Raw genomic sequence first — 20,699 nt, 5'->3', positions numbered from 1 at the left:
CCGATGCAGGGCACCATCGTCAAGATCGCGGTGGAGGAGGGCCAGGAGGTCAAGGAAGGCGACCTCGTCGTCGTCCTGGAGGCCATGAAGATGGAGCAGCCCCTCAACGCCCACCGCTCCGGCACCGTCAAGGGCCTCGGCACACAGGTCGGCGCGTCCGTCACGTCCGGCGCGACCATCTGCGAAATCAAGGACTGACCCGTACGACGCTTCAGGCGCCCGGCGGACCTACCTGGTCCGCCGGGCGCCTTGTACGTACGGGCCACCTCAGGTCTACGCGGCTATCGCGTGCCCACGGGCCACCACATGTCCACGGACTGCCGGGTGCTCACCGCCTGCGCAGGTCCGCGACCCGTGCCCGCTCCGTGTTCTGGGCCTGCTCGGCCGCTCCCAGGCCCACCGCCGACCGCAGTCCCGGACCCTGTCGACGGGGCCCCGGCAGCGGCATCTCCCGGCGCTGCTGCTGACGTGCCGGGGCCCCGTCACCCCCCGGGCCCGCGGTGCCTCCCGGCGCTCCGGCCACGGCGATCTGGACGCCCTGGTCGGCGAGTGCCTGCAACTCGGTGCCCGCGCGGTCGTCGTGCGCGGGCGGCTCGTCCGTCACCAGGCGGGTGATGAGGTCCGTGGGCACGGTCTGGAACATGGTGTCCATGCCGAGCTTGCCGTGGTCGGCGAGGACCACCACCTCCGCGGCGGCCTGCACCAGCGCCCGGTCGACGGAGGCCGACAGCATGTTGGACGTGGACAGCCCGCGCTCGGCGGTCAGCCCGCTGCCGGAGAGGAAGGCCCTGGACACCCGCAACCCCTGGAGGGACTGTTCGGCACCGCTGCCGACGAGAGCGTAGTTCGAACCGCGCAGCGTGCCGCCGGTCATCACGACCTCGACCCGGTTGGCGTGCGCCAACACCTGGGCCACGAGCAGGGAGTTGGTGACGACGGTCAGCCCGGGCACCCGGGCCAGCCGACGCGCCAGCTCCTGCGTGGTGGTGCCCGCACCGACCACGACGGCCTCGCCCTCCTCCACGAAACTCGCGGCGAGGTCGGCGATGGCGGTCTTCTCGGCGGTCGCGAGATGGGACTTCTGCGGGAAGCCGGACTCTCGCGTGAAACCACCCGGCAGTACCGCACCGCCATGCCGGCGGTCGAGGAGTCCTTCTGCCTCCAGCGCGCGCACGTCCCGCCGTACGGTCACTTCGGAGGTCTGGACGACGCGGGCGAGTTCACGGAGCGACACGGCCCCGTTCGCTCGCACCATTTCGAGGATCAATTGGCGACGTTCTGCAGCGAACACGAAACTGACAGTAACTCCAGCGACCGTCTGGTTTCAGCACTTTGCGCTGAATAGCAGAAGTTGTTCGCACACCCGACCGTCAAGTGGTATAAGCGCCAAGTGATGGCCTGGTTGCGCCGCTCATACCGCGCGCACGTCCCGCAACTCCCTATGATGAACAAGGAGTTGACGGCGGGTCGACGAGACGTCGACGGGGCCGGGCCGGGCCCGTCAGGCTTCCCCGGGCATCTTCCGCGTGTGCAACTGCCGTGCCACCTCGGCGATCGAACCCGACAACGAGGGATACACGGTGAAGGCGTTCGCGATCTGTTCGACCGTCAGGTTGTTGTCGACCGCGAGCGAGATGGGGTGGATCAGCTCCGAGGCGCGCGGTGCGACCACGACGCCGCCCACCACGATCTCGGTGCCCGGCCGGCAGAAGATCTTGACGAACCCGTCGCGGATGCCCTGCATCTTCGCGCGGGGGTTGCGCAGCAGCGGCAGCTTCACGACGCGCGCGTCGATCCTGCCCGCGTCGACGTCGGCCTGGGTGTAGCCGACGGTGGCGATCTCGGGGTCGGTGAACACGTTCGACGAGACGGTCTTCAGGTTCAGCGGGGCGACCGCGTCGCCCAGGAAGTGGTACATGGCGATGCGCCCCTGCATCGCCGCCACCGACGCCAGCGCGAAGACCCCGGTGACGTCACCTGCCGCGTACACGCCGGGGGCGCCGGTGCGGGAGACCCGGTCGGTCCAGATGTGCCCCGAGTCGCGCAGCCTGACCCCGGCCTCCTCGAGCCCCATGCCCGCGGAGTTCGGGACGGCGCCCACCGCCATCAGGCAGTGCGACCCGGTGATGACCCGCCCGTCCGCGAGCGTCACCTCCACCCGGTCCCCGACCCGTTTGGCGGACTGGGCGCGCGAGCGCGCCATGACGTTCATCCCGCGGCGGCGGAAGACGTCCTCCAGCACCACGGCGGCGTCCGGGTCCTCACCCGGCAGCACCCGGTCGCGCGACGACACGAGCGTGACCTTCGAGCCCAGCGCCTGGTACGCGCCGGCGAACTCGGCACCGGTCACACCGGAACCGACCACGATGAGCTCCTCGGGGAGCTCGTTCAGGTCGTACACCTGGGTCCAGTTCAGGATGCGCTCGCCGTCCGGCCTGGCGTCGGCCAGCTCACGCGGGTGGCCGCCGGTGGCGATGAGCACCGCGTCGGCGGTCAGCGTCTCCTCGGTCCCGTCGGCGGCCTGGACGACGACCTTGCGCGATCCGTCCAGGGCCTGCATGCCCTCGAGCCGTCCGCGGCCGCGCAGCACCCGCGCGCCGGCCCGCGTCACGGAGGCGGTGATGTCGTGCGACTGGGCCAGGGCCAGCCGCTTCACACGGCGGTTCACCTTGCCCAGGTCCACGCCCACCACCCGGGCGGCCTGCTCGATGTGCGGGGTGTCGTCGGCGACGATGATGCCCAGTTCCTCGTAGGAGGAGTCGAAGGTGGTCATCACCTCGGCCGTGGCGATCAGGGTCTTGGACGGCACGCAGTCGGTGAGCACCGACGCGCCACCCAGGCCGTCGCGGTCGACGACGGTCACCTCCGCGCCGAGCTGAGCGGCGACCAGCGCCGCTTCGTATCCGCCGGGTCCGCCACCGATGATCACGATCCGAGTCACGTACTCCATTGTCCCGCACACTTCACCGTGCGACCGCCCCGGGGGTCCGGCCGTGGCTCCCTTGTTACCGGAGTGGCCCGCGGTACGGCTGCCGTACGCTCTCCACCATGTCGCTCTACGCCGCGTACGCCGGCAACCTCGACGCGCGGCTGATGTCCCGCCGCGCCCCGCATTCGCCGCTGCGCGCCACCGGATGGCTGAACGGGTGGCGGCTGACCTTCGGGGGCGACACCTGGGGTCTGCCCTGGCCGGACGGGCCGGACGGGCCGGACGGCGGCCTGTCCGCCGAGGACGGAACCGGGACAGGAATCGAGGCCGGGATCGGGAGCGGGAGCGGGACCGGGACCGGGACCGGAAGTCCGAAGGAGAGCGGGACCGGGGCGCTCGCGACGATCGTCGAGGACCACTTCGCACAGGTCTTCGTCGCGCTGTACGACATCGCCCCCATGGACGAGGAGTCCATGGACCGCTGGGAGGGCACGAGCCTGGACATATACCGGCGCACCCGTGTCCGCGTGCACACCCTGGACGGCGAGGAATCCGCCTGGACCTACGTCCTGAACACCTACGAGGGCGGTCTGCCCTCGGCCCGCTACCTGGGCCAGGTCGCCGACGCGGCGGAATCCGCGGGCGCGCCCCACGACTACGTGATGGAACTGCGCAAGCGCCCCTGCTGAGCGCAGGCACTCACGCGGAGCTGCCTCGCGCACCAGCCCGTGGGGACCAGCCCGTGGGAACCCCACCCGCAGACGCTTCCCCCATGACGCCGCCCGCGCGACGGTGGGTGCCGGAGCCGGTCCGTTCCCCGCCTGCTCGCCGGAAACGACAGGACAACGATCGCAAGCCCGTGAGCTACGACATCTACGCGCGTAGGCGAACACCGGCTACTCTCATCCGCGTGAACGCTTCTCTTCTTCCGGACGACATCCAGGGCGACCCCCACGCCGCAGCCGACGCCGCAGCCGCGCGCCTGCGCGAGCTCACGGGCGCCGAGACCCACGACGTCGCCCTCGTGATGGGCTCCGGCTGGGCACCGGCCGTGGACGCCCTCGGCACCCCCGACGCCGAGTTCCCGGTCACCGAGCTGCCCGGTTTCCCGCCGCCCGCGGTCGAGGGCCACGGGGGCACGATCCGGTCCTACCGCATCGGCACCAAGCGCGCCCTGGTCTTCCTGGGCCGCACCCACTACTACGAGGGCCGCGGCGTGGCCTCCGTCGCGCACGGCGTCCGCACCGCCGTCGCCGCCGGAACCAAGACGGTCGTCCTGACCAACGGCTGCGGCGGTCTGCGCGAGGGCATGCGCCCCGGCCAGCCGGTCCTGATCAGCGACCACATCAACCTCACCGCCACCTCCCCCATCGTCGGTGCCAACTTCGTCGACCTCACCGACCTGTACTCCCCGCGGCTGCGGGCCCTGTGCAAGGAGATCGACGCGAGCCTGGAGGAGGGCGTCTACGCCCAGTTCCCCGGCCCGCACTACGAGACCCCGGCGGAGATCCGCATGGCGCGGGTGATCGGGGCGGACCTCGTGGGCATGTCGACGGTGCTCGAGGCCATCGCGGCGCGGGAGGCGGGCGCCGAGGTGCTCGGCATCTCCCTGGTCACCAACCTCGCCGCCGGTATGACCGGTGAACCCCTCAACCACGAGGAGGTCCTCCAGGCGGGCCGCGACTCGGCCACCCGGATGGGCACCCTCCTGACCCAGGTACTGGGCCGCCTGTAGGGGAATCCCTCACGGGACCCCCTCCGGCAGGACCCCTTCCCCGGGCCCTTGTGCAGGACCCGTACCGGGCCCTGCGCCCGGGGCCCCTTCGCGGGGCGGGACGACACAACGAACCATTCGAGAGGCTGACCGACACGTGCACGACGACCTGACCACTCGCGCCCGCACCTGGCTCGCCGAGGACCCCGACCCCGAGACCCGCGCGGAACTCGCGGCGCTCCTCGACGCCGACGACGTCACCGAACTCACCGCCCGTTTCAGCGGCACCCTCCAGTTCGGCACCGCGGGCCTGCGCGGCGAACTGGGTGCCGGCCCCCGGCGGATGAACCGCACCGTCGTCATCCGCGCCGCCGCCGGCCTCGCCGCGTACCTCAAGCGGCACGGGCACACCGGCGGCCTCGTCGTGATCGGTTACGACGCCCGCCACAAGTCGGCGGACTTCGCCCGCGACACCGCCGCCGTCATGACGGGCGCCGGGCTCCGGGCCGCCGTCCTGCCCCGGCCCCTGCCCACACCGGTGCTCGCCTTCGCCATACGGCACCTCGGCGCGGTCGCCGGGGTCGAGGTCACCGCCAGTCACAACCCGCCCCGCGACAACGGCTACAAGGTGTACCTCGGCGACGGCTCCCAGATCGTCCCCCCGGCCGACGCGGAGATCGCCGCCGAGATCGCGGCCGTCGGGTCCCTGAACGACGTACCCCGCCCCGACGCCGGCTGGGAGACCCTGGACGACTCCGTCCTGGACGCCTACCTCGCCCGCACGGACGCGATCCTGGCCAAGGACTCCCCCCGTACCGCCCGCACGGTCTACACGGCGATGCACGGCGTCGGCAAGGACGTCCTGCTCGCCGCCTTCGCGCGGGCCGGTTTCCCCGAGCCGGTCCTGGTCGCCGAGCAGGCCGAGCCCGATCCGGACTTCCCCACCGTCGCGTTCCCCAACCCGGAGGAGCCCGGGGCGATGGACCTGGCCTTCGCGGCGGCCCGCGAGGCGGAGCCGGACCTGGTCATCGCCAACGACCCGGACGCCGACCGCTGTGCCGCGGCCGTCAGGGACACCGCCGGGGGCGGCGACGCCGACGGGGGCTGGCGCATGCTGCGCGGCGACGAGGTGGGGGCACTGCTCGCCGCCCATCTGGTCCGCCGCGGGGCGACCGGCACGTTCGCCGAGTCGATCGTCTCGTCGACCCTCCTCGCCCGCATCGCCGAGCAGGCGGGTCTGCCGCACGAGGAGACGCTGACCGGCTTCAAGTGGATCGCCAGGGTCGAGGGCCTGCGCTACGGCTACGAGGAGGCGCTGGGCTACTGCGTCGACCCGGACGGCGTACGCGACAAGGACGGCATCACGGCCGCCCTGCTCCTCGCCGAGCTGGCCTCCGGGCTGAAGGAGGAGGGCCGTACCCTCCTGGACCTCCTCGACGACCTCGCCGTGACCCACGGCCTGCACGCCACCGACCAGCTCTCCGTCCGCGTCGAGGACCTCTCCCTCATCGCGGACGCGATGCGCCGGCTGCGCGAGAACCCCCCGGCCGAACTGGCCGGCCTGCCGGTCACCGAGGCCGAGGACCTGACCCGGGGCACGGACACCCTGCCGCCCACCGACGGCCTGCGCTACACCCTCCGGGGCGCCCGCGTCATCGTCCGCCCGAGCGGTACGGAGCCCAAGCTGAAGTGCTACCTGGAGGTCGTCGTCCCGGTCACCGCCCGGGACGACCTTCCCGCGGCCCGCACCGAGGCGGCGGCCCTGCTGACCGCGATCAAGCGGGACCTGAAGGCGGCGGCCGGCATCTGAGCGACCGGCGTGGGGACCACACGCCGGGGAACGCGCCGGAGAACGCGCGGGAAAGCACGCGGAAAAGCACCGGGAGGGGCTGCCGGATCCGGCAGCCCCTCCCGTCGTACCGCCCCTCGGTCGGTCGAGGTCCCTCAGCCGAGCCCCAGCAGGACCGCCAGCAGCACGGCGCCGGTCACCGAGGGGGCGATGATCTCGTAGGCCCACCGCACGCTCACCTCGCCCTGCGCGCTCGCCTCGCTCCCACGGCTCTCGTGCAGCTCACGCAGTTCGTCCATCGAGCGGTCGGTCTGCGCCCGCTCGACCGGCCGGTCCGAGACGCCCGCGGCGGAACTCCCGCGCCGGGCCGCGCCCCCTCCCAGGGAGGCCTCGGCACCCCGCCCCCGGCCCTCCGTGGCCCGCAGGTCCCGCCGTGACGCCCGCTTGCGGGCCCGCAGCGACACGGGCAGGGCCCACAGCTGGTACTTGCCGCCCTCGTCCGAGAAGACCTCGTTGGTGTAGCCGGAGCGCAGCGAGACCACCTGCCCCCAGGGCAGCGTGATCGTGCGGAAGGGGTTGCGGACGCGCAGCCGGTCCTCGTTGGCGTACACCGCGGGGACCAGGGTGTAGGCGGCCACCAGGGGCACGAGGAACAGCAGCGCGGCGAGCGCCAGCCACGGGGTGTCGCCCTCACCGACGACCACGGCGTCGACACCGAGCCAGCAGGCGAGCCCAAGGATCAGCACGCCGCCGACGAACCCCGAGGTCGACCGGTAGACCCGGTCGGCGTACTTGGGCTCCGACGCCGCCGGGCCCTCCGCCGCCGACGATCCCTCCGACGCCGCTGAAGCCGCTGAAGCCGCTGAAGCCGCTGCCGGAGAGTCCGCGGGTTCCGAAGCCTCCGGGGACTCCGACGCCGCCGAAGACTCCGACGGTTCGGAGGAGGTGGCGGAGCCGGCGGACTCGGCGGGTTCGGTGGACTGGGCAGGCTCGGCGGGCTCCCGGTCGGACGGCTGAGGCTCGGGGGTCGTCATGCCCCCGATTCTGCCCGACGCCCACATCCGCGCAGGCAGGCGGTGGGCGGGGACAGGGGCGGGGCCCGCACCTGTTTCCTGAACCGGCCGAGGGGCTGTACAGCCGCTACGCGCGTAGATATGCTCGGCTGGTGACCATGTCCTCCACTGCACCCACCTCCCCCCAGCCCTCACCGGCACCCGAGCGGGGCGGTGCTCCCGCCGCGCTGAGTGACGTCACCGCGTCCGACAGCGCGCTGCGCCGCTTCCTGCACGGACTGCCCGGCGTCGACGCGGTCGGTCTGGAGGCGCGTGCCGCCTCTCTCGGCACCCGCTCGATCAAGACGACCGCGAAGGCGTACGCCATCGACCTCGCCATCTCGATGGTCGACCTGACGACGCTGGAAGGCGCGGACACCCCGGGCAAGGTCCGGGCGCTCGGCGCGAAGGCGGTCCGCCCCGACCCGTCCGACCGTACGGCCCCCGCCGCGGCCGCGGTCTGCGTCTACCCCGACATGGTGGCCACGGCCAAGGAGGCCGTCGCCGGCTCCACGGTCAAGGTCGCCTCCGTCGCGACCGCCTTCCCGGCCGGCCGCGCCCCGCTCACCGTCAAGCTGGCCGACGTCCGGGAGGCCGTCGCCGCCGGTGCCGACGAGATCGACATGGTCATCGACCGCGGCGCGTTCCTCGCGGGGAACTACCGGAAGGTGTTCGACGAGATCACCGCCGTGAAGGAGACCTGCGGGACGAGCGCCCGGCTGAAGGTCATCTTCGAGACGGGCGAGCTGTCGACGTACGACAACATCCGCCGGGCGAGCTGGCTCGGCATGCTGGCCGGCGCGGACTTCATCAAGACCTCGACCGGCAAGGTGGCGGTGAACGCCACGCCCGCGAACACGCTCCTGATGCTGGAGGCGGTCCGCGACTTCCGCGCGCAGACCGGGGTCCAGGTCGGTGTGAAGCCGGCCGGCGGTATCCGCACCACCAAGGACGCGATCAAGTTCCTCGTCCTGGTCAACGAGACCGTCGGCGAGGACTGGCTGGACAACCACTGGTTCCGCTTCGGCGCCTCCTCGCTTCTGAACGACCTGCTGATGCAGCGCCAGAAGCTGGCCACCGGCCGCTACTCCGGCCCCGACTACGTGACGGTGGACTGATCACCATGACCAAGAAGACCAAGAAGACCAGGCAGGCAGCCGTCGAGGCGGCCGCCGAGGCCGACGGGACCACCGCCGCCGCCATGTCGGCAACCCGGACCACGCAGAGCGCAACGGCCACACAGACCTTGCAGGCCACACAGACCAGGCACGCCACGCCGAAGCGGCCGTCCGCGTTCGAGTACGCACCGGCGCCCGAGTCCCGCGCGGTCGTCGACATCGCCCCGTCCTACGGCCTGTTCATCGACGGCGAGTTCACCGAGGCGGCCGACGGCCGGGTCTTCAAGACCGTCAGCCCCGCCACCGAGGAGGTCCTCTCCGAGGTCGCGCAGGCCGGTGAGGCGGACGTGGACCGTGCGGTGAAGGCGGCCGGGAAGGCCTTCGCGGCCTGGTCGGCGCTGCCGGGCGCCGAGCGGGCCAAGTACCTGTTCCGCATCGCCCGGATCATCCAGGAGCGCAGCCGCGAGCTGGCCGTCCTGGAGACGCTGGACAACGGCAAGCCGATCAAGGAGACGCGGGACGCCGACCTGCCCCTGGTCGCCGCGCACTTCTTCTACTACGCGGGGTGGGCAGACAAGCTCGGGCACGCCGGGTTCGGTGCGGACCCGAAGCCGCTGGGCGTGGCCGGCCAGGTCATCCCCTGGAACTTCCCCCTCCTCATGCTCGCGTGGAAGATCGCCCCGGCGCTCGCCACCGGCAACACGGTCGTCCTCAAGCCGGCCGAGACCACTCCCCTCTCCGCCCTGTTCTTCGCGGACGTCTGCCGCCAGGCGGGCCTGCCCCGGGGCGTCGTCAACATCCTTCCCGGATACGGCGACGCGGGCGCCGCCCTGGTCGCCCACCCGGACGTGAACAAGGTCGCCTTCACCGGCTCCACGGCGGTCGGCAAGCAGATCGCGCGGACCGTCGCCGGAACGCGCAAGAAGCTCACGCTCGAACTCGGCGGCAAGGGCGCCAACATCGTCTTCGACGACGCCCCGATCGACCAGGCCGTCGAGGGCATCGTGAACGGCATCTTCTTCAACCAGGGCCAGGTCTGCTGCGCGGGCTCCCGCCTGCTGGTCCAGGAGTCGATCCACGACGAGCTGCTCGACTCCCTCAAGCGCAGGCTCTCCACCCTGCGCCTGGGCGACCCGCTGGACAAGAACACCGACATCGGCGCGATCAACTCCGAGGAGCAGCTCGCGCGGATCACCTCGCTCGTCGAACAGGGCGAGGCGGAGGGCGCCGAGCGCTGGTCGGCGGCCTGCGAACTCCCCGAGAACGGCTACTGGTTCGCGCCGACGCTGTTCACCGGCGTCACCCAGGCGCACACGGTCGCGCGGGACGAGATCTTCGGCCCGGTGCTGTCCGTCCTCACCTTCCGCACCCCGGACGAGGCCGTCGCCAAGGCCAACAACACGCCGTACGGCCTGTCGGCGGGCATCTGGACGGAGAAGGGCTCCCGCATCCTGGCCGTGGCGAACAAGCTCCGCGCGGGTGTCGTCTGGTCCAACACGTTCAACAAGTTCGATCCCACCTCGCCGTTCGGCGGCTACAAGGAGTCGGGATTCGGCCGCGAGGGCGGCCGCCACGGCCTGGAGGCGTACCTCGATGTCTGAGAAGACCGGCAAGAACGTGAAGACCGACACGGCCGACACGACCGAAACAGCCGACACGGCCGGCGGGACCGAGCAGCGGCGGCTGAGCGTCTTCAAGACCTACAAGCTGTACGTCGGCGGGAAGTTCCCGCGTTCCGAGAGCGGCCGGGTGTTCGAGGTGACGGATTCAAGGGGCAACTGGCTGGCGAACGCCCCGATGTCGTCCCGCAAGGACGCCCGTGACGCGGTGGTCGCCGCCCGCAAGGCGTTCGGCGGCTGGTCGGGGGCGACGGCGTACAACCGCGGTCAGGTCCTCTACCGTGTCGCGGAGATGCTGGAGGGCCGCCGGGAGCAGTTCACCGCGGAGGTCGCCGACGCGGAAGGCCTGTCCAGGGCAGAGGCCGCGGCGCAGGTGGACGCGGCGGTCGACCGCTGGGTCTGGTACGCGGGCTGGACCGACAAGATCGCCCAGGTGGTCGGCGGCGGGAACCCGGTCGCGGGCCCGTTCTTCAACCTGTCCTCCCCCGAACCGACCGGCGTGGTCACGGTCCTGGCGCCCCAGGAGTCGTCCTTCCTGGGCCTGGTCTCGGTGATCGCCCCGGTGATCGCCACGGGCAACACGGCGGTCGTGGTGGCCTCGGAGAAGTCCCCGCTGCCCGCGCTGTCGCTCGGCGAGGTCCTGGCCACCTCCGACGTGCCCGGCGGTGTGGTCAACATCCTGTCCGGCCGTACGGCGGAGATCGCCGCGCCGCTGGCCGCGCACCAGGACGTCAACGCGATCGACCTGGCGGGCGCCGACGAGGCGCTCGCGAAGGAACTGGAGATCGCCGCGGCCGACAACCTCAAGCGCGTACTGCGTCCACAGCCTGTGGACAACTGGACGGTGACGCCGGGCACCGACCGCATGACGGCGTTCCTGGAGACCAAGACGGTCTGGCACCCGACGGGTTCGCTGGGCGCCTCGGGCTCCGCCTACTGACGGAGAAGCCGCCGCAGCCCGGAGAGCCGCGCCCCGTCCGGGAGGGGCGCGGCTCTCCGGATGCTCCGGGTATTCCGTATGTTGCCGGTGAACACGCCGTGGCTCAGCCGCCCAGCATTCCGGTCGCCTGCCCGGCCACCGGAACGCCGTCGACCGACTCCGCCTGGGCCACCGGGCCGGTCAGGTCCTGGGAGGACACCGGCTTGAAGTCGGCGACCTGAGTGCCGACGCCGTTGTCGAGCGGGTCGACGCCCGTACCGGCCAGCGGGTTGGGCTTCAGACCGGAGACCGGGCCCGCGACATGGCCGACCGTGCCCGTCAGGGGCTGGACACCGGCCTGCGGGTCGACGGCGCCGAGCGACGCGGGACGCGTGGTGCGCGGCTCCTGGGATGCCTCCGAGTCCACCGCTGCCGCCGTCGTCGCGCTCGCCCCCAGGGCCACTCCCGCGGCCGCCAGGGCGACCAGGGCGCGCCGGGCGGCCGGCTTCCGGGGTGCTGCGTGTCGGGCCATCGCTGCTTCCACCTCTTGCCTTCGCCGATCACTCCCAGCAAGTAACCGGGTAGGTGCGCAGCGTAGTTGAGATGTGGTACGCGCCTCAAAACGGACCCGCACGGTCGTACAACACCCGTTCGATGCCTCAGACTGGTGTCCCGTGAGTTCCCAGTCGCCCTTCTTCGCGCGTGTCGTGCTGCTCTGCGGCCCCTCCGGCTCCGGCAAGTCCCTCCTCTCGGTCCGCTCCGGCCTGCCCGTGCTGCGGCTCGACGATTTCTACAAGGAGGGTGACGACCCGTCCCTGCCCCTCGTGGCGGGCAGTTCCGACATCGACTGGGACCACCCCGACTCCTGGGACGCGGACGCCGCCGTCGCCGCGATCGACCGGCTGTGCCGTACGGGTCGCACAGATGTGCCCGTCTACGACATCGGCCTGAGTGCCCGTACGGGCACGTCGCACGTGGACTTCGGCACCGCCCCGCTGTTCATCGCGGAGGGCATCTTCGCCGCGGAGATCGTCACGCGCTGCGGCGAACTGGGCCTCCTGGCCGACGCGCTGTGCCTGAGCCGGGGTCCGGTGAAGACCTTCCGTCGCCGCTTCCTGCGGGACCTCAGGGAGGGCCGTAAGTCCGTGCCGCTCCTGCTGCGCCGCGGCTGGCGGCTGATGCGGCTGGAGCGGTCGATCGTCGCCCGCCAGACCGCGCTCGGCGCCCACGCCTGCGATCGCGACGAGGCACTGACCCGCCTGGCGGCCGCGCAGGGCGGCAGCGGGCGGGCCGAAACCGGTACGGCCGCGGCTCATACGCCCGCGCCGCGTACGCCCGCACAGTCGGCGTAGCCCACACCGCGCCGGCCCGACCCACCGCACACGACCCGCCGCGCGCGACCCACCGCACACACAGAAGCGGGACCGGAAGGCCCCCCGGCCTTCCGGTCCCGCTCCCCTGTGCTCCCCCGTATCCCCTTGTCCCCTCGGGCTCCCCCCGGATCCCTTGCGGCTCCCCCGCTCCGCGGTGACGTCCCCCGACGTCCTCGCGTCCCCCGTTACTTGTTCCCCCGCATTCACCCGGTTCCCCTGGGATCCCCCGATCCCCTCGGTTTCCCGTCTCCCCCGTGCCCCCGTTTCCCCCGTGCTCCCCCCGTACCTTCAGGCGACCAACTCGCCGAAGGCGTCCTCCTCGTCACGGCCGAAGCTGAGAACCTCGTCGCCGCGCAGCCGGCGGAGCGACCGCCAGATGCTCGACTTCACCGTGCCGACACTGATGCCGAGGATGTCCGCGATCTCCGGGTCCGTACGGCCCTCGTAGTAGCGCAGGACCAGCATGGTGCGCTGGAGCTCCGGCAGCCGGGCCAGCGCCTGCCACAGCACCGCGCGCAGCTCGGTGCCCCGCATCGCGTCCGTGTCGCCCACCGTCTCCGGCAGTTCCTCGGTCGGGTATTCGTTCAGCTTGCGGCGGCGCCACGCGCTGATGTGCAGGTTGGTCATGGTGCGGCGGAGGTATCCGCCGACCGCGGCCTTGTCACTGATCCGGTCCCACGCCCGGTAGGTCGAGAACAGGGCGCTCTGCAGCAGGTCCTCGGCCTCGAAGCGGTCGCCGGTCAGGTGATAGGCGGTCGCGTACAGGGAGGCACGTCGCTCCTGGACGTAGGTGGTGAATTCCACCTCCGACAGCGAACGGCGCTCCCCCTGCTCCTCCCCGTACGCGTTTCCCCCGTGCGTTTCCCCCGTGTTCCCCGTGCCCCCCGTGGGCGCGTCGATCACCGTCATGAAGCCGGTGTGACGCCCGGTGCCGCGACCGCACCCCCGTTTGGTCGCGGCACCGGCCTTCTCGCCACCCCGGTGCACGTCGTGCAGACGCGTGACAACTGCGCTGGTGCTGATGCCGTGCAGCGTGTTCATCTCGCGCCCCCCGTCGTGGACTTCCGGTGTGTTCGCCTTGCGGTGCCGCTCGCTGTCCTGCTGATGACGAAAATCTTGCCCGGGCGACTTCATCGCCGTGTCCGCCGACTGTCACAGGCCTGTCACAGGAGCCGTCCGTGGCGCGGAGCCGTCGCCGCCCACACCTTCTTCACACGCGTCGGTGCACGTAGCCGCTCTTATCCGGTCCCAACGGGCATCTGCCCCCACGGGTCGGACAGGGAGCCCTCCATGGGCCAGAATGATGCTGTGCCTTCCCTGTTGCTGATCGAGGACGACGACGCCATCCGCACGGCCCTGGAGCTCTCACTGACGCGCCAGGGTCACCGCGTGGCGACCGCTGCCAGCGGTGAGGACGGTCTGAAGCTGCTGCGCGAGCAGCGGCCGGATCTGATCGTGCTGGACGTGATGCTGCCCGGCATCGACGGATTCGAGGTGTGCCGGCGTATCCGGCGCACCGACCAGTTGCCGATCATTCTGCTGACCGCGCGCAACGACGACATCGACGTCGTGGTCGGCCTGGAGTCCGGCGCCGACGACTACGTGGTCAAACCCGTGCAGGGCAGGGTGCTGGATGCCCGGATCCGGGCGGTGCTGCGCCGCGGGGAGCGGGAGTCCAGCGACTCGGCGAGCTTCGGCAGCCTGGTCATCGACCGTTCGGCGATGACCGTGACGAAGAACGGCGAGGACCTGCAGCTGACACCGACCGAACTGCGCCTGCTGCTCGAACTGAGCCGGCGGCCGGGCCAGGCGCTGTCCCGGCAGCAGTTGCTGCGGCTGGTGTGGGAGCACGACTACCTGGGCGACTCGCGGCTCGTGGACGCCTGCGTCCAGCGGCTGCGCGCCAAGGTCGAGGACGTGCCCTCGTCCCCGACCTTGATCCGTACGGTGCGGGGCGTGGGCTACCGGCTGGACCCGCCTCAGTGACACAGAAGCACCAAGAGCACCAAGAACACCAGGAGCGCCACGGCGGGTCCCGCGGCTGGTCCGCGGCGCGCAAGGGTGTCTGGTCCCGGCTGCGCTTCACCAGCCTGCGGCTGCGGCTCGTCGTCGTCTTCGGGCTGGTCGCGCTCACCGCCGCGGTGTCCGCGTCGGGCATCGCGTACTGGCTCAACCGCGAGGCAGTGCTCACCCGCACCCAGGACTCGGTCCTGGGCGACTTCGAGCAGGAGATGCAGAACCGGGCGGGTGCGCTGCCCGAGCAGCCGACGCAGGAGGAACTGCAGTACACCGCGGGACAGATGGCCAACAGCAGCCAGCGGTTCTCGGTACTGCTGATCGCCGAGGACCCCGAGGGCCGTACCGTGTACGGCGGTTCGGGCGGGCTGAGCGGCTTCTCGCTGCAGGACGTGCCGGTCTCGCTGCGCGAGGCGGTGAACGAGCGGCAGAAGATCACCTCGACCAACAAGTACGCGTACCACCTGTACTGGCAGCGGATCGTCGACGATGGCACCCCCTACCTGGTGGCGGGCACCCGGACGATCGGTGGCGGGCCGACCGGTTTCATGCTCAAGTCGCTGGAGCCGGAGGCCAAGGACCTCAACTCGCTCGCCTGGTCGCTGGGGATCGCCACCGGGCTCGCGCTGATCGGCTCCGCGCTGCTGGCGCAGGCCCTGGCGACGACCGTGCTGAAGCCGGTACAGCGGCTCGGGACGGCCGCCCGGCGGCTCGGCGAGGGCAAACTGGACACCCGGCTGCGGGTGTCGGGCACGGACGAACTGGCCGACCTGTCACGAACGTTCAACAAGGCGGCCGAGGCGCTGGAGAAACGGGTGGCCGACATGGCCGCCCGGGACGAGGCGTCCCGCCGGTTCGTCGCGGACATGAGCCACGAGCTGCGCACCCCGCTGACCGCGATCACGGCCGTGACGGAAGTCCTCGAGGAGGAGCTGGAGTTCGAGGGCGGCGGCATCGCCCCGATGGTCGAGCCCGCCGTACGGCTCGTGGTCAGTGAGACGCGGCGGCTCAACGACCTGGTCGAGAACCTGATGGAGGTCACCCGCTTCGACGCGGGCACCGCCCGTCTCGTCCTCGACGACGTCGACATCGCCGACCAGATCACCGCCTGCATCGACGCCCGCGCCTGGCTGGACGCGGTCGAACTGGACGCGGAGCGCGGCATCCACGCCCGGATCGACCCGCGCCGGCTGGACGTGATCCTCGCCAACCTCATCGGCAACGCGCTCAAGCACGGCGGCTCGTCGGTGCGGGTGTCGGTGCGGGAGGAGAGCGGGGACGAGGACGGGAGCGGAGGCGACCCCTCGGACGGCGCGGACGGTACCGAGACAGTGGCAGGCGAAGTCGCGGGCGACGGGGCGGATCCCGGGACCGGCACCGAAGACGGAGGCGGAGGCGGAGGCACGGTGATCATCGAGGTGCGGGACCAGGGTCCGGGCATCCCCGAGGACGTCCTGCCGCATGTCTTCGACCGCTTCTACAAGGCCAGTGCCTCCCGGCCGCGTTCCGAGGGCAGCGGGCTCGGCCTGTCCATCGCGCTGGAGAACGCCCATGCCCACGGCGGCGAGATCACCGCAGCCAACGCCCCCGGTGGCGGCGCGGTGTTCACGCTGCGGCTGCCGCGCGACGTCTCCGCGCTGATGGAGGAGGAAACCGAGGGCACAGAGGACGCGCGGGGGCGTGCGGGCGGCACTTCCCGGAAGGCCGGCGGTGGCAGGGGCGGCGCCCGGCGTGGGAACGCCGAGGGGGACGCCCGATGAACGGACGACCGATACGCATAGGCCGCTTCCCCGGGCTGCTCGGCGTCACCGCGCTCGGCGTGCTGCTCGCGGGGTGCGGTATCCGGGCCACCGAGGTGCCGACCGACTTCGGTCCGGCGCCCTCCCGGGTGCGCTGCTCGCAGACCGAGGCGGACGGGGCCTCACCGCCCGCGCAGGGCCTGCCGGTCCAGGTGTTCCTGCGCTGCGGCTCGTCCCTGGTGGCCGTCGACCGGACGATACGGATGCCGGAGGGAGCGGCGGACTCCGGGCAGCGGCGCGCCCAGGTGGCGCAAGGGCTGCTGGACCAGCTCTCGGCGTCTCCGACGCCCGCCGAGAAGGAGGCCGGGTACACCACGAACGTACGGGGCGGGATGACCATGAGCGGTCCGCGGCCCGGCGATCCACAGGACGCGTTGCGTCTGAGCGCTCCGCCGGAGAGCCTGACGTCCTACGCGCTCGCGCAGATCGTCTGCACGTTCTCCGACTCGGCGGCGGCCGAAGGGGACGGCTCGGTGGTTCTGGGCGGCCAGGACGACGAGCGGGCGCGCCGCTACCGGTGCACGGACGAGGTCCGGGCCCGTCCGGGCAGCGCGGAGCCCCCGTCCACGGCGGTCACCGACGGGTGAGGCTCCCCGGGGTGCGTCGGGTGCGCTCCGGGCACGTACGCGGCCTGTGGCCGCCCTGCGCGCGGCACTGTGGCGCATGCCTCACCCGACCGGCGGGGTCCCACGCGGAACCGATCCCGCCAGGGGCCGCGTCTAGGGGTTCGTGCAGCGTCAAGGCCCCGTCGGCGGCACCGCCGCGTTCCGTATCCGTGTGACAGGAGGGCTCCTCCTGGCCGCGTATCTCGTGTTCGTCGCCTGGTGCACGCTGCGCCCGCTGAACGTCCCCTGGGTGATGCCCTCCAATCTGCGTCCCTTTCACGGCATCCGGGCGGACTTCGCGCTGGGCTGGGCGACGGGGGCCCGCCGGGTCGCCGAGGGCCTGGCGCTGTTCGCACCGCTCGGTGTGCTGCTGCCGATGACGGGGGGCAGGCTGACCGTCTCACCGGTGGGTTCGCTGATCCGCACCATGACCGCGGCGGCGCTGTTGTCGCTGGGCATCGAGATGCTGCAGACCGGGGTGCCGGGCCGGGTCGTGGACGTCGACGCGCTGATGCTGAACACTCTGGGTGCGGCCCTCGCGCATGCCGCCCTGGTGCCGGCGGGCCGCGCCTGGCTGCGCCGCCGGGCCCCGCACCGCGCGGGGGCGGAGATCTACCGGGAGGAGCCGGCTCAGGGTCGGACCCCGACGATTGCCAGGGTCGGAATCGCTCCCTGGAGTGACGCTTTGCCCCCTTCGTCTCCGTAATGTGGAGTGCACAGGAACAGCCGCACGGAAGCCGGCCGGAACAGCCCCGGGCCCGGATCCGGGCCCAGGCCCGGCACCGGCCCCGGAGTCGTTCGCGGACCTCCGGCGCCCGTGGGCCACTCGGCAGCACGACCACGAAGGAGTTCACGATGTCCCGCCTCGCCCGTCCCACCGACAACCGCGTGATCGGCGGCGTGTGCGCCGCGCTGGCCCGCCGCTTCGGCACCTCCGCGACCACGATGCGGGTCGTCTTCCTGGCCTCGTGCCTGCTCCCCGGTCCGCAGTTCCTGCTCTACATAGCGCTGTGGATCCTGTTCCCGTCGGAGCACAAGGTCCGGACGAGCACCTGGTGAGGCCCGCACCCTCCCCGTGAGCATGACTATGGGGCGCCCCCGGGCCGTGGGCGCCCCATAGGTCGCGGTTCCGCCGGGGACGGGCCCGGGGCGGGACGGTTCTGCGGACGTCAGCCGATGGGGAAGCCGTTGACGGAGCCCTGCAGCGGCACGCCGCCGAGCAGGCCGGTGACCGGCTGCGCCGGGCCGGCGGCGAGCTGCTGTCCGGTCTCCACCGCCTGCCCCGCTTCCGGCAGCGCGCCGGAGAGCTTCTCCGCCGGAAGGGTCTGGGTGGCGGTGTCCAGCGCCGGAAGGGCGTCCGGGACGGCCGGGGCGGCGGTGGCGGCACCCGCGCCGGCGGCGGCGAAGGCGGCGCCGAGCGCGACGACACCGAGGGTCTTGGCAGCAGACTGCTTCATGAAGATGTTCCTCGAAATGGGATACGGGGATGTGAGCGGTTCGGTGACCGTAATCAGACGGAACCACCGACCGCAAACACCCGAATGCAGAGGAATGGTGAACACCACCCGCATTCCCGCTGCCCGAAATTCTCCCGCTCACCCTTCCAGGCCGACAGAACCGCTGGTGGAGGCGGTCTGCCGGAACAGCCATTCGGATTTCAGCTCGGCATAACCGGGCTTGATGACGTCATTGATCATGGCGAGTCGTTCATCGAAAGGAATGAACGCCGATTTCATTGCATTGACGGAGAACCACTGCATGTCGTCGAGCGTGTAGCCGAACACCTCGACCAGGTGCTCGAATTCCTGACTCATGCTCGTGTGCGACATGAGCCGGTTGTCGGTGTTCACCGTGGCCCGGAAGTGCAGCCGGCGCAGCAGGCCGATGGGGTGCTCGGCGTACGAGGCCGCCGCCCCGGTCTGGAGGTTGGAGCTGGGACACAGCTCCAGCGGGATGCGCTTGTCCCGGACGTAGGAGGCGAGCCGGCCGAGTTCGACGGTGCCGTCGTCGCGTACCTGGATGTCGTCGATGATGCGCACCCCGTGCCCGAGCCGGTCGGCACCGCACCACTGGAGAGCCTGCCAGATGGACGGCAGTCCGAAGGCCTCGCCGGCGTGGATCGTGAAGTGGTTGTTCTCGCGCTTGAGGTACTCGAAGGCGTCGAGGTGCCGGGTGGGAGGGTAACCGGCCTCGGCGCCCGCGATGTCGAAGCCGACGACGCCCAGGTCCCGGTAGCGGTTGGCGAGTTCGGCGATCTCCAGGGCGCGGGCCGCGTGCCGCATGGCGGTGAGCAGCGCGCCGACGCGGATGCGGTGGCCGTCCTCCCTGGCCCGCCGCTCCCCTTGACGAAAGCCCTCGTCGACCGCCTCGACGACCTCTTCGAGGGTCAGCCCGCCTTCGAGGTGCTGCTCGGGCGCGTAGCGCACCTCGGCGTAGACGACACCGTCCGCGGCCAGGTCCTCGGCGCACTCGGCGGCGACCCGCACCAGGGCGTCCTGGGTCTGCATGACGCCGACGGTGTGCGAGAACGTCTCCAGATAGCGTTCCAGGGAACCGGAGTCGGCGGCCTCCCGGAACCAGAGGCCGAGCTTGTCCGGGTCGGTCTCGGGGAGTGAGGAGTATCCGGCCTCGCGGGCCAGGTCGACGACGGTGCCGGGGCGCAGGCCGCCGTCGAGATGGTCGTGCAGCAGAACCTTGGGTGCCCGGCGGATCTGGTCCGCGGCCGGGGTGTTCGCAGTGCTCTGGCTCGTCATCTCGGCACTCTAACTCCTACGCGCGTAGATCACCCGGCGTACGAATGCGCCGATATCCAACGGTGACCGCACGGCAGGGTGGCGTACACCGTTGTTTCTGACACTGTTCTGCCATGGCACAGCAAGCGACGCCGGTTCGCGGGGCACGGCTGGGGAGGGCGCTCGGCCCCGAGCCGGGGGCGGTGGGCGGCGTGGTGGTGCTGCTGCCCGGCGGCGATCCGGTCTCCGGCCGCAGGCCGTCCCCCTTGGTGGCGACCGCCTCCGTACGCGCGCTGGGACGCCGTCTCGGCCGCGCGGGCCGGACCGAGGGACTCGCCGTCCATGTCGTCCACTACCGCTACCGGGGCTGGAACGGCGGCGAGGCGCATCTCGCGCGGGACGCCGCCTGGGCCGTCGACGAGACCGTACGGCGCTACGGGGACGTTCCCGTGTGCCTGGCCGGCCTGGGCATGGGCGGCAGGGCGGCCCTGCACGCGGGCGGCCACGAGGCCGTCGCCTCCGTGCTGGCGCTGGCCCCCTGGCTGCCCGGGGAGGACGCGCCCGCACCACCCGAACCGGTGAAGCAGCTGACCCGACGGCAGGTGCTGATCGTGCACGGCACACACGACACACGGAGCGACCCCGAGCTGTCCTTCCGACTGGCGGCGCGGGCGAAGAAGGCGAACCGGGACGTCTGCCGCTTCGAAGTCCACGCCGACGGGCACGGGTTGCGCCAGTACCGGGACGAAGTCCTCGCCCTGTGCGAGGACTTCGTGATGGGGTCGCTCTTCGGGCGGGCACTCTCGCGTCCGCTGCGGGACGCCCTGGCGGCACCTCCGCCGCTGGGGCTTCGGATGCCGCTGGCCTCGGGGTTCGGTTCGTCGTCACGGCGATAGGCGACCGGCGTACGACGGCCGCCGCACCACGACCGGCTACCGGCGTTACGGCGGCACAGCATTACGGCGGCACGACGGTACGACGGCCACCGGCGGCAAGGCGTTACGCCGGCGGGTAGCCGTAACGCCCCGGGGTGG

Annotated in this window: 21 protein-coding genes; 14 read left to right on the top strand and 7 right to left on the bottom strand. The window is 71.7% G+C overall.

Annotated elements, in window-relative coordinates:
- On the top strand, nt 1-198 hold a 198-nt coding region (locus tag ACFYQA_RS02120), incomplete at its 5' end, for an acetyl-CoA carboxylase biotin carboxyl carrier protein subunit (protein WP_388910232.1).
- A 130-nt stretch (nt 199-328) separates the two neighbouring features.
- On the opposite strand, the gene ACFYQA_RS02115 is transcribed toward ACFYQA_RS02120, so the two are convergent.
- On the bottom strand, nt 329-1,291 hold the full coding sequence (locus tag ACFYQA_RS02115) for a DeoR/GlpR family DNA-binding transcription regulator (RefSeq protein WP_388910229.1): 963 nt from the start codon (nt 1,289-1,291) through the stop codon (nt 329-331).
- Nucleotides 1,292-1,501: 210 nt separating this feature from the next.
- Nucleotides 1,502-2,950 carry an NAD(P)H-quinone dehydrogenase gene (locus ACFYQA_RS02110; RefSeq protein WP_388910226.1) on the bottom strand — a complete coding sequence of 483 codons (1,449 nt, stop codon included), beginning with the start codon at nt 2,948-2,950 and terminating at the stop codon, nt 1,502-1,504.
- A 98-nt stretch (nt 2,951-3,048) separates the two neighbouring features.
- On the opposite strand from ACFYQA_RS02110, the gene ACFYQA_RS02105 reads away from it, so the two are divergent.
- The 3 genes from ACFYQA_RS02105 to ACFYQA_RS02095 all read left to right on the top strand — a co-directional run bounded on the left by ACFYQA_RS02105 (nt 3,049) and on the right by ACFYQA_RS02095 (nt 6,453).
- Entirely contained in the window at nt 3,049-3,618 is a 570-nt protein-coding gene (locus tag ACFYQA_RS02105) for a gamma-glutamylcyclotransferase (RefSeq protein ID WP_388910223.1), read from the top strand.
- Nucleotides 3,619-3,839: 221 nt separating this feature from the next.
- Nucleotides 3,840-4,664 (top strand): purine-nucleoside phosphorylase, encoded by an 825-nt coding sequence (locus ACFYQA_RS02100; protein ID WP_388910220.1) that lies wholly within the window; start codon nt 3,840-3,842, stop codon nt 4,662-4,664.
- Between the two features lie 136 nt (nt 4,665-4,800).
- Nucleotides 4,801-6,453: a phospho-sugar mutase gene (locus tag ACFYQA_RS02095; protein ID WP_388910217.1), complete on the top strand. Its 1,653-nt coding sequence runs from the start codon at nt 4,801-4,803 to the stop codon at nt 6,451-6,453.
- A gap of 134 nt (nt 6,454-6,587) precedes the next feature.
- Here ACFYQA_RS02095 and ACFYQA_RS02090 read toward each other — a convergent pair whose 3' ends face one another.
- Nucleotides 6,588-7,466 carry a PH domain-containing protein gene (locus ACFYQA_RS02090; protein ID WP_388910210.1) on the bottom strand — a complete coding sequence of 293 codons (879 nt, stop codon included), beginning with the start codon at nt 7,464-7,466 and terminating at the stop codon, nt 6,588-6,590.
- A 137-nt stretch (nt 7,467-7,603) separates the two neighbouring features.
- Here ACFYQA_RS02090 and deoC point away from each other — a divergent pair, with 137 nt between their 5' ends.
- The 3 genes from deoC to ACFYQA_RS02075 are packed head-to-tail and all read left to right on the top strand — an operon-like array spanning nt 7,604 to nt 11,161.
- Complete coding sequence (deoC, locus tag ACFYQA_RS02085) at nt 7,604-8,602, top strand: deoxyribose-phosphate aldolase (RefSeq protein ID WP_388910207.1); 999 nt, start codon at nt 7,604-7,606, stop codon at nt 8,600-8,602.
- A gap of 5 nt (nt 8,603-8,607) precedes the next feature.
- Nucleotides 8,608-10,203 (top strand): aldehyde dehydrogenase family protein, encoded by a 1,596-nt coding sequence (locus tag ACFYQA_RS02080; RefSeq protein ID WP_388910204.1) that lies wholly within the window; start codon nt 8,608-8,610, stop codon nt 10,201-10,203.
- Complete coding sequence (locus tag ACFYQA_RS02075; protein ID WP_388910201.1) at nt 10,196-11,161, top strand: aldehyde dehydrogenase family protein; 966 nt, start codon at nt 10,196-10,198, stop codon at nt 11,159-11,161. The genes ACFYQA_RS02080 and ACFYQA_RS02075 overlap by 8 nt, the downstream gene beginning before the upstream one ends.
- Nucleotides 11,162-11,264: 103 nt before the next feature.
- On the opposite strand, the gene ACFYQA_RS02070 is transcribed toward ACFYQA_RS02075, so the two are convergent.
- Nucleotides 11,265-11,672 carry a hypothetical protein gene (locus ACFYQA_RS02070; RefSeq protein ID WP_388910198.1) on the bottom strand — a complete coding sequence of 136 codons (408 nt, stop codon included), beginning with the start codon at nt 11,670-11,672 and terminating at the stop codon, nt 11,265-11,267.
- 142 nt (nt 11,673-11,814) lie between these two features.
- On the opposite strand from ACFYQA_RS02070, the gene ACFYQA_RS02065 reads away from it, so the two are divergent.
- Nucleotides 11,815-12,492, top strand: coding sequence for a uridine kinase (locus tag ACFYQA_RS02065; RefSeq protein ID WP_388910195.1), 678 nt, complete (start codon nt 11,815-11,817; stop codon nt 12,490-12,492).
- Nucleotides 12,493-12,801: 309 nt separating this feature from the next.
- On the opposite strand, the gene ACFYQA_RS02060 is transcribed toward ACFYQA_RS02065, so the two are convergent.
- Entirely contained in the window at nt 12,802-13,554 is a 753-nt protein-coding gene (locus tag ACFYQA_RS02060; protein ID WP_386395168.1) for a SigE family RNA polymerase sigma factor, read from the bottom strand.
- 267 nt (nt 13,555-13,821) lie between these two features.
- On the opposite strand from ACFYQA_RS02060, the gene afsQ1 reads away from it, so the two are divergent.
- The 5 genes from afsQ1 to ACFYQA_RS02035 all read left to right on the top strand — a co-directional run bounded on the left by afsQ1 (nt 13,822) and on the right by ACFYQA_RS02035 (nt 17,992).
- A complete protein-coding gene (gene afsQ1, locus ACFYQA_RS02055) occupies nt 13,822-14,499 on the top strand; it encodes a two-component system response regulator AfsQ1 (RefSeq protein ID WP_029394402.1) in 678 nt (225 codons plus the stop codon).
- Nucleotides 14,496-16,289, top strand: a complete 1,794-nt coding sequence (locus tag ACFYQA_RS02050) for an ATP-binding protein (protein WP_388910192.1) — start codon at nt 14,496-14,498, stop codon at nt 16,287-16,289. The genes afsQ1 and ACFYQA_RS02050 overlap by 4 nt, the downstream gene beginning before the upstream one ends.
- On the top strand, nt 16,286-16,915 hold the full coding sequence (locus tag ACFYQA_RS02045) for a hypothetical protein (RefSeq protein ID WP_388910189.1): 630 nt from the start codon (nt 16,286-16,288) through the stop codon (nt 16,913-16,915). The genes ACFYQA_RS02050 and ACFYQA_RS02045 overlap by 4 nt, the downstream gene beginning before the upstream one ends.
- Before the next feature lie 142 nt (nt 16,916-17,057).
- Complete coding sequence (locus tag ACFYQA_RS02040; protein ID WP_388910186.1) at nt 17,058-17,639, top strand: VanZ family protein; 582 nt, start codon at nt 17,058-17,060, stop codon at nt 17,637-17,639.
- 149 nt (nt 17,640-17,788) lie between these two features.
- Nucleotides 17,789-17,992, top strand: a complete 204-nt coding sequence (locus ACFYQA_RS02035) for a PspC domain-containing protein (RefSeq protein ID WP_388910183.1) — start codon at nt 17,789-17,791, stop codon at nt 17,990-17,992.
- Between the two features lie 110 nt (nt 17,993-18,102).
- Here ACFYQA_RS02035 and ACFYQA_RS02030 read toward each other — a convergent pair whose 3' ends face one another.
- Both ACFYQA_RS02030 and ACFYQA_RS02025 read right to left on the bottom strand, forming a co-directional pair.
- Entirely contained in the window at nt 18,103-18,390 is a 288-nt protein-coding gene (locus ACFYQA_RS02030) for an ATP-binding protein (protein ID WP_388910180.1), read from the bottom strand.
- Nucleotides 18,391-18,528: 138 nt separating this feature from the next.
- Nucleotides 18,529-19,686: an adenosine deaminase gene (locus ACFYQA_RS02025; RefSeq protein WP_388910177.1), complete on the bottom strand. Its 1,158-nt coding sequence runs from the start codon at nt 19,684-19,686 to the stop codon at nt 18,529-18,531.
- A gap of 113 nt (nt 19,687-19,799) precedes the next feature.
- Here ACFYQA_RS02025 and ACFYQA_RS02020 point away from each other — a divergent pair, with 113 nt between their 5' ends.
- Nucleotides 19,800-20,561, top strand: coding sequence for an alpha/beta hydrolase (locus ACFYQA_RS02020; RefSeq protein ID WP_388910174.1), 762 nt, complete (start codon nt 19,800-19,802; stop codon nt 20,559-20,561).
- Nucleotides 20,562-20,699 lie beyond the last annotated feature (138 nt).

The sequence above is a fragment of the Streptomyces sp. NPDC005774 genome (genome assembly GCF_042871645.1).
GTDB classification, from domain to species: Bacteria; Actinomycetota; Actinomycetes; order Streptomycetales; family Streptomycetaceae; genus Streptomyces; species Streptomyces pratens.
The sequence above is the reverse complement of the archived record's forward strand: the minus strand, read 5'-3'. Positions and strand labels throughout refer to the sequence as shown.

Excerpts from the sequence above, each read along its gene's own strand:
- ACFYQA_RS02075 (WP_388910201.1), top strand. The coding sequence starts at position 10,196 with ATGTCTGAGAAGACCGGCAAGAACGTGAAGACCGACACGGCCGACACG.
- ACFYQA_RS02105 (WP_388910223.1), top strand. The coding sequence starts at position 3,049 with ATGTCGCTCTACGCCGCGTACGCCGGCAACCTCGACGCGCGGCTGATG.
- ACFYQA_RS02090 (WP_388910210.1), bottom strand. The coding sequence starts at position 7,466 with ATGACGACCCCCGAGCCTCAGCCGTCCGACCGGGAGCCCGCCGAGCCT.
- ACFYQA_RS02045 (WP_388910189.1), top strand. The coding sequence starts at position 16,286 with ATGAACGGACGACCGATACGCATAGGCCGCTTCCCCGGGCTGCTCGGC.
- ACFYQA_RS02025 (WP_388910177.1), bottom strand. The coding sequence starts at position 19,686 with ATGACGAGCCAGAGCACTGCGAACACCCCGGCCGCGGACCAGATCCGC.
- ACFYQA_RS02030 (WP_388910180.1), bottom strand. The coding sequence starts at position 18,390 with ATGAAGCAGTCTGCTGCCAAGACCCTCGGTGTCGTCGCGCTCGGCGCC.
- ACFYQA_RS02020 (WP_388910174.1), top strand. The coding sequence starts at position 19,800 with ATGGCACAGCAAGCGACGCCGGTTCGCGGGGCACGGCTGGGGAGGGCG.
- ACFYQA_RS02110 (WP_388910226.1), bottom strand. The coding sequence starts at position 2,950 with ATGGAGTACGTGACTCGGATCGTGATCATCGGTGGCGGACCCGGCGGA.
- ACFYQA_RS02060 (WP_386395168.1), bottom strand. The coding sequence starts at position 13,554 with ATGAACACGCTGCACGGCATCAGCACCAGCGCAGTTGTCACGCGTCTG.
- ACFYQA_RS02035 (WP_388910183.1), top strand. The coding sequence starts at position 17,789 with ATGTCCCGCCTCGCCCGTCCCACCGACAACCGCGTGATCGGCGGCGTG.
- deoC (WP_388910207.1), top strand. The coding sequence starts at position 7,604 with ATGTCCTCCACTGCACCCACCTCCCCCCAGCCCTCACCGGCACCCGAG.
- ACFYQA_RS02070 (WP_388910198.1), bottom strand. The coding sequence starts at position 11,672 with ATGGCCCGACACGCAGCACCCCGGAAGCCGGCCGCCCGGCGCGCCCTG.
- ACFYQA_RS02080 (WP_388910204.1), top strand. The coding sequence starts at position 8,608 with ATGACCAAGAAGACCAAGAAGACCAGGCAGGCAGCCGTCGAGGCGGCC.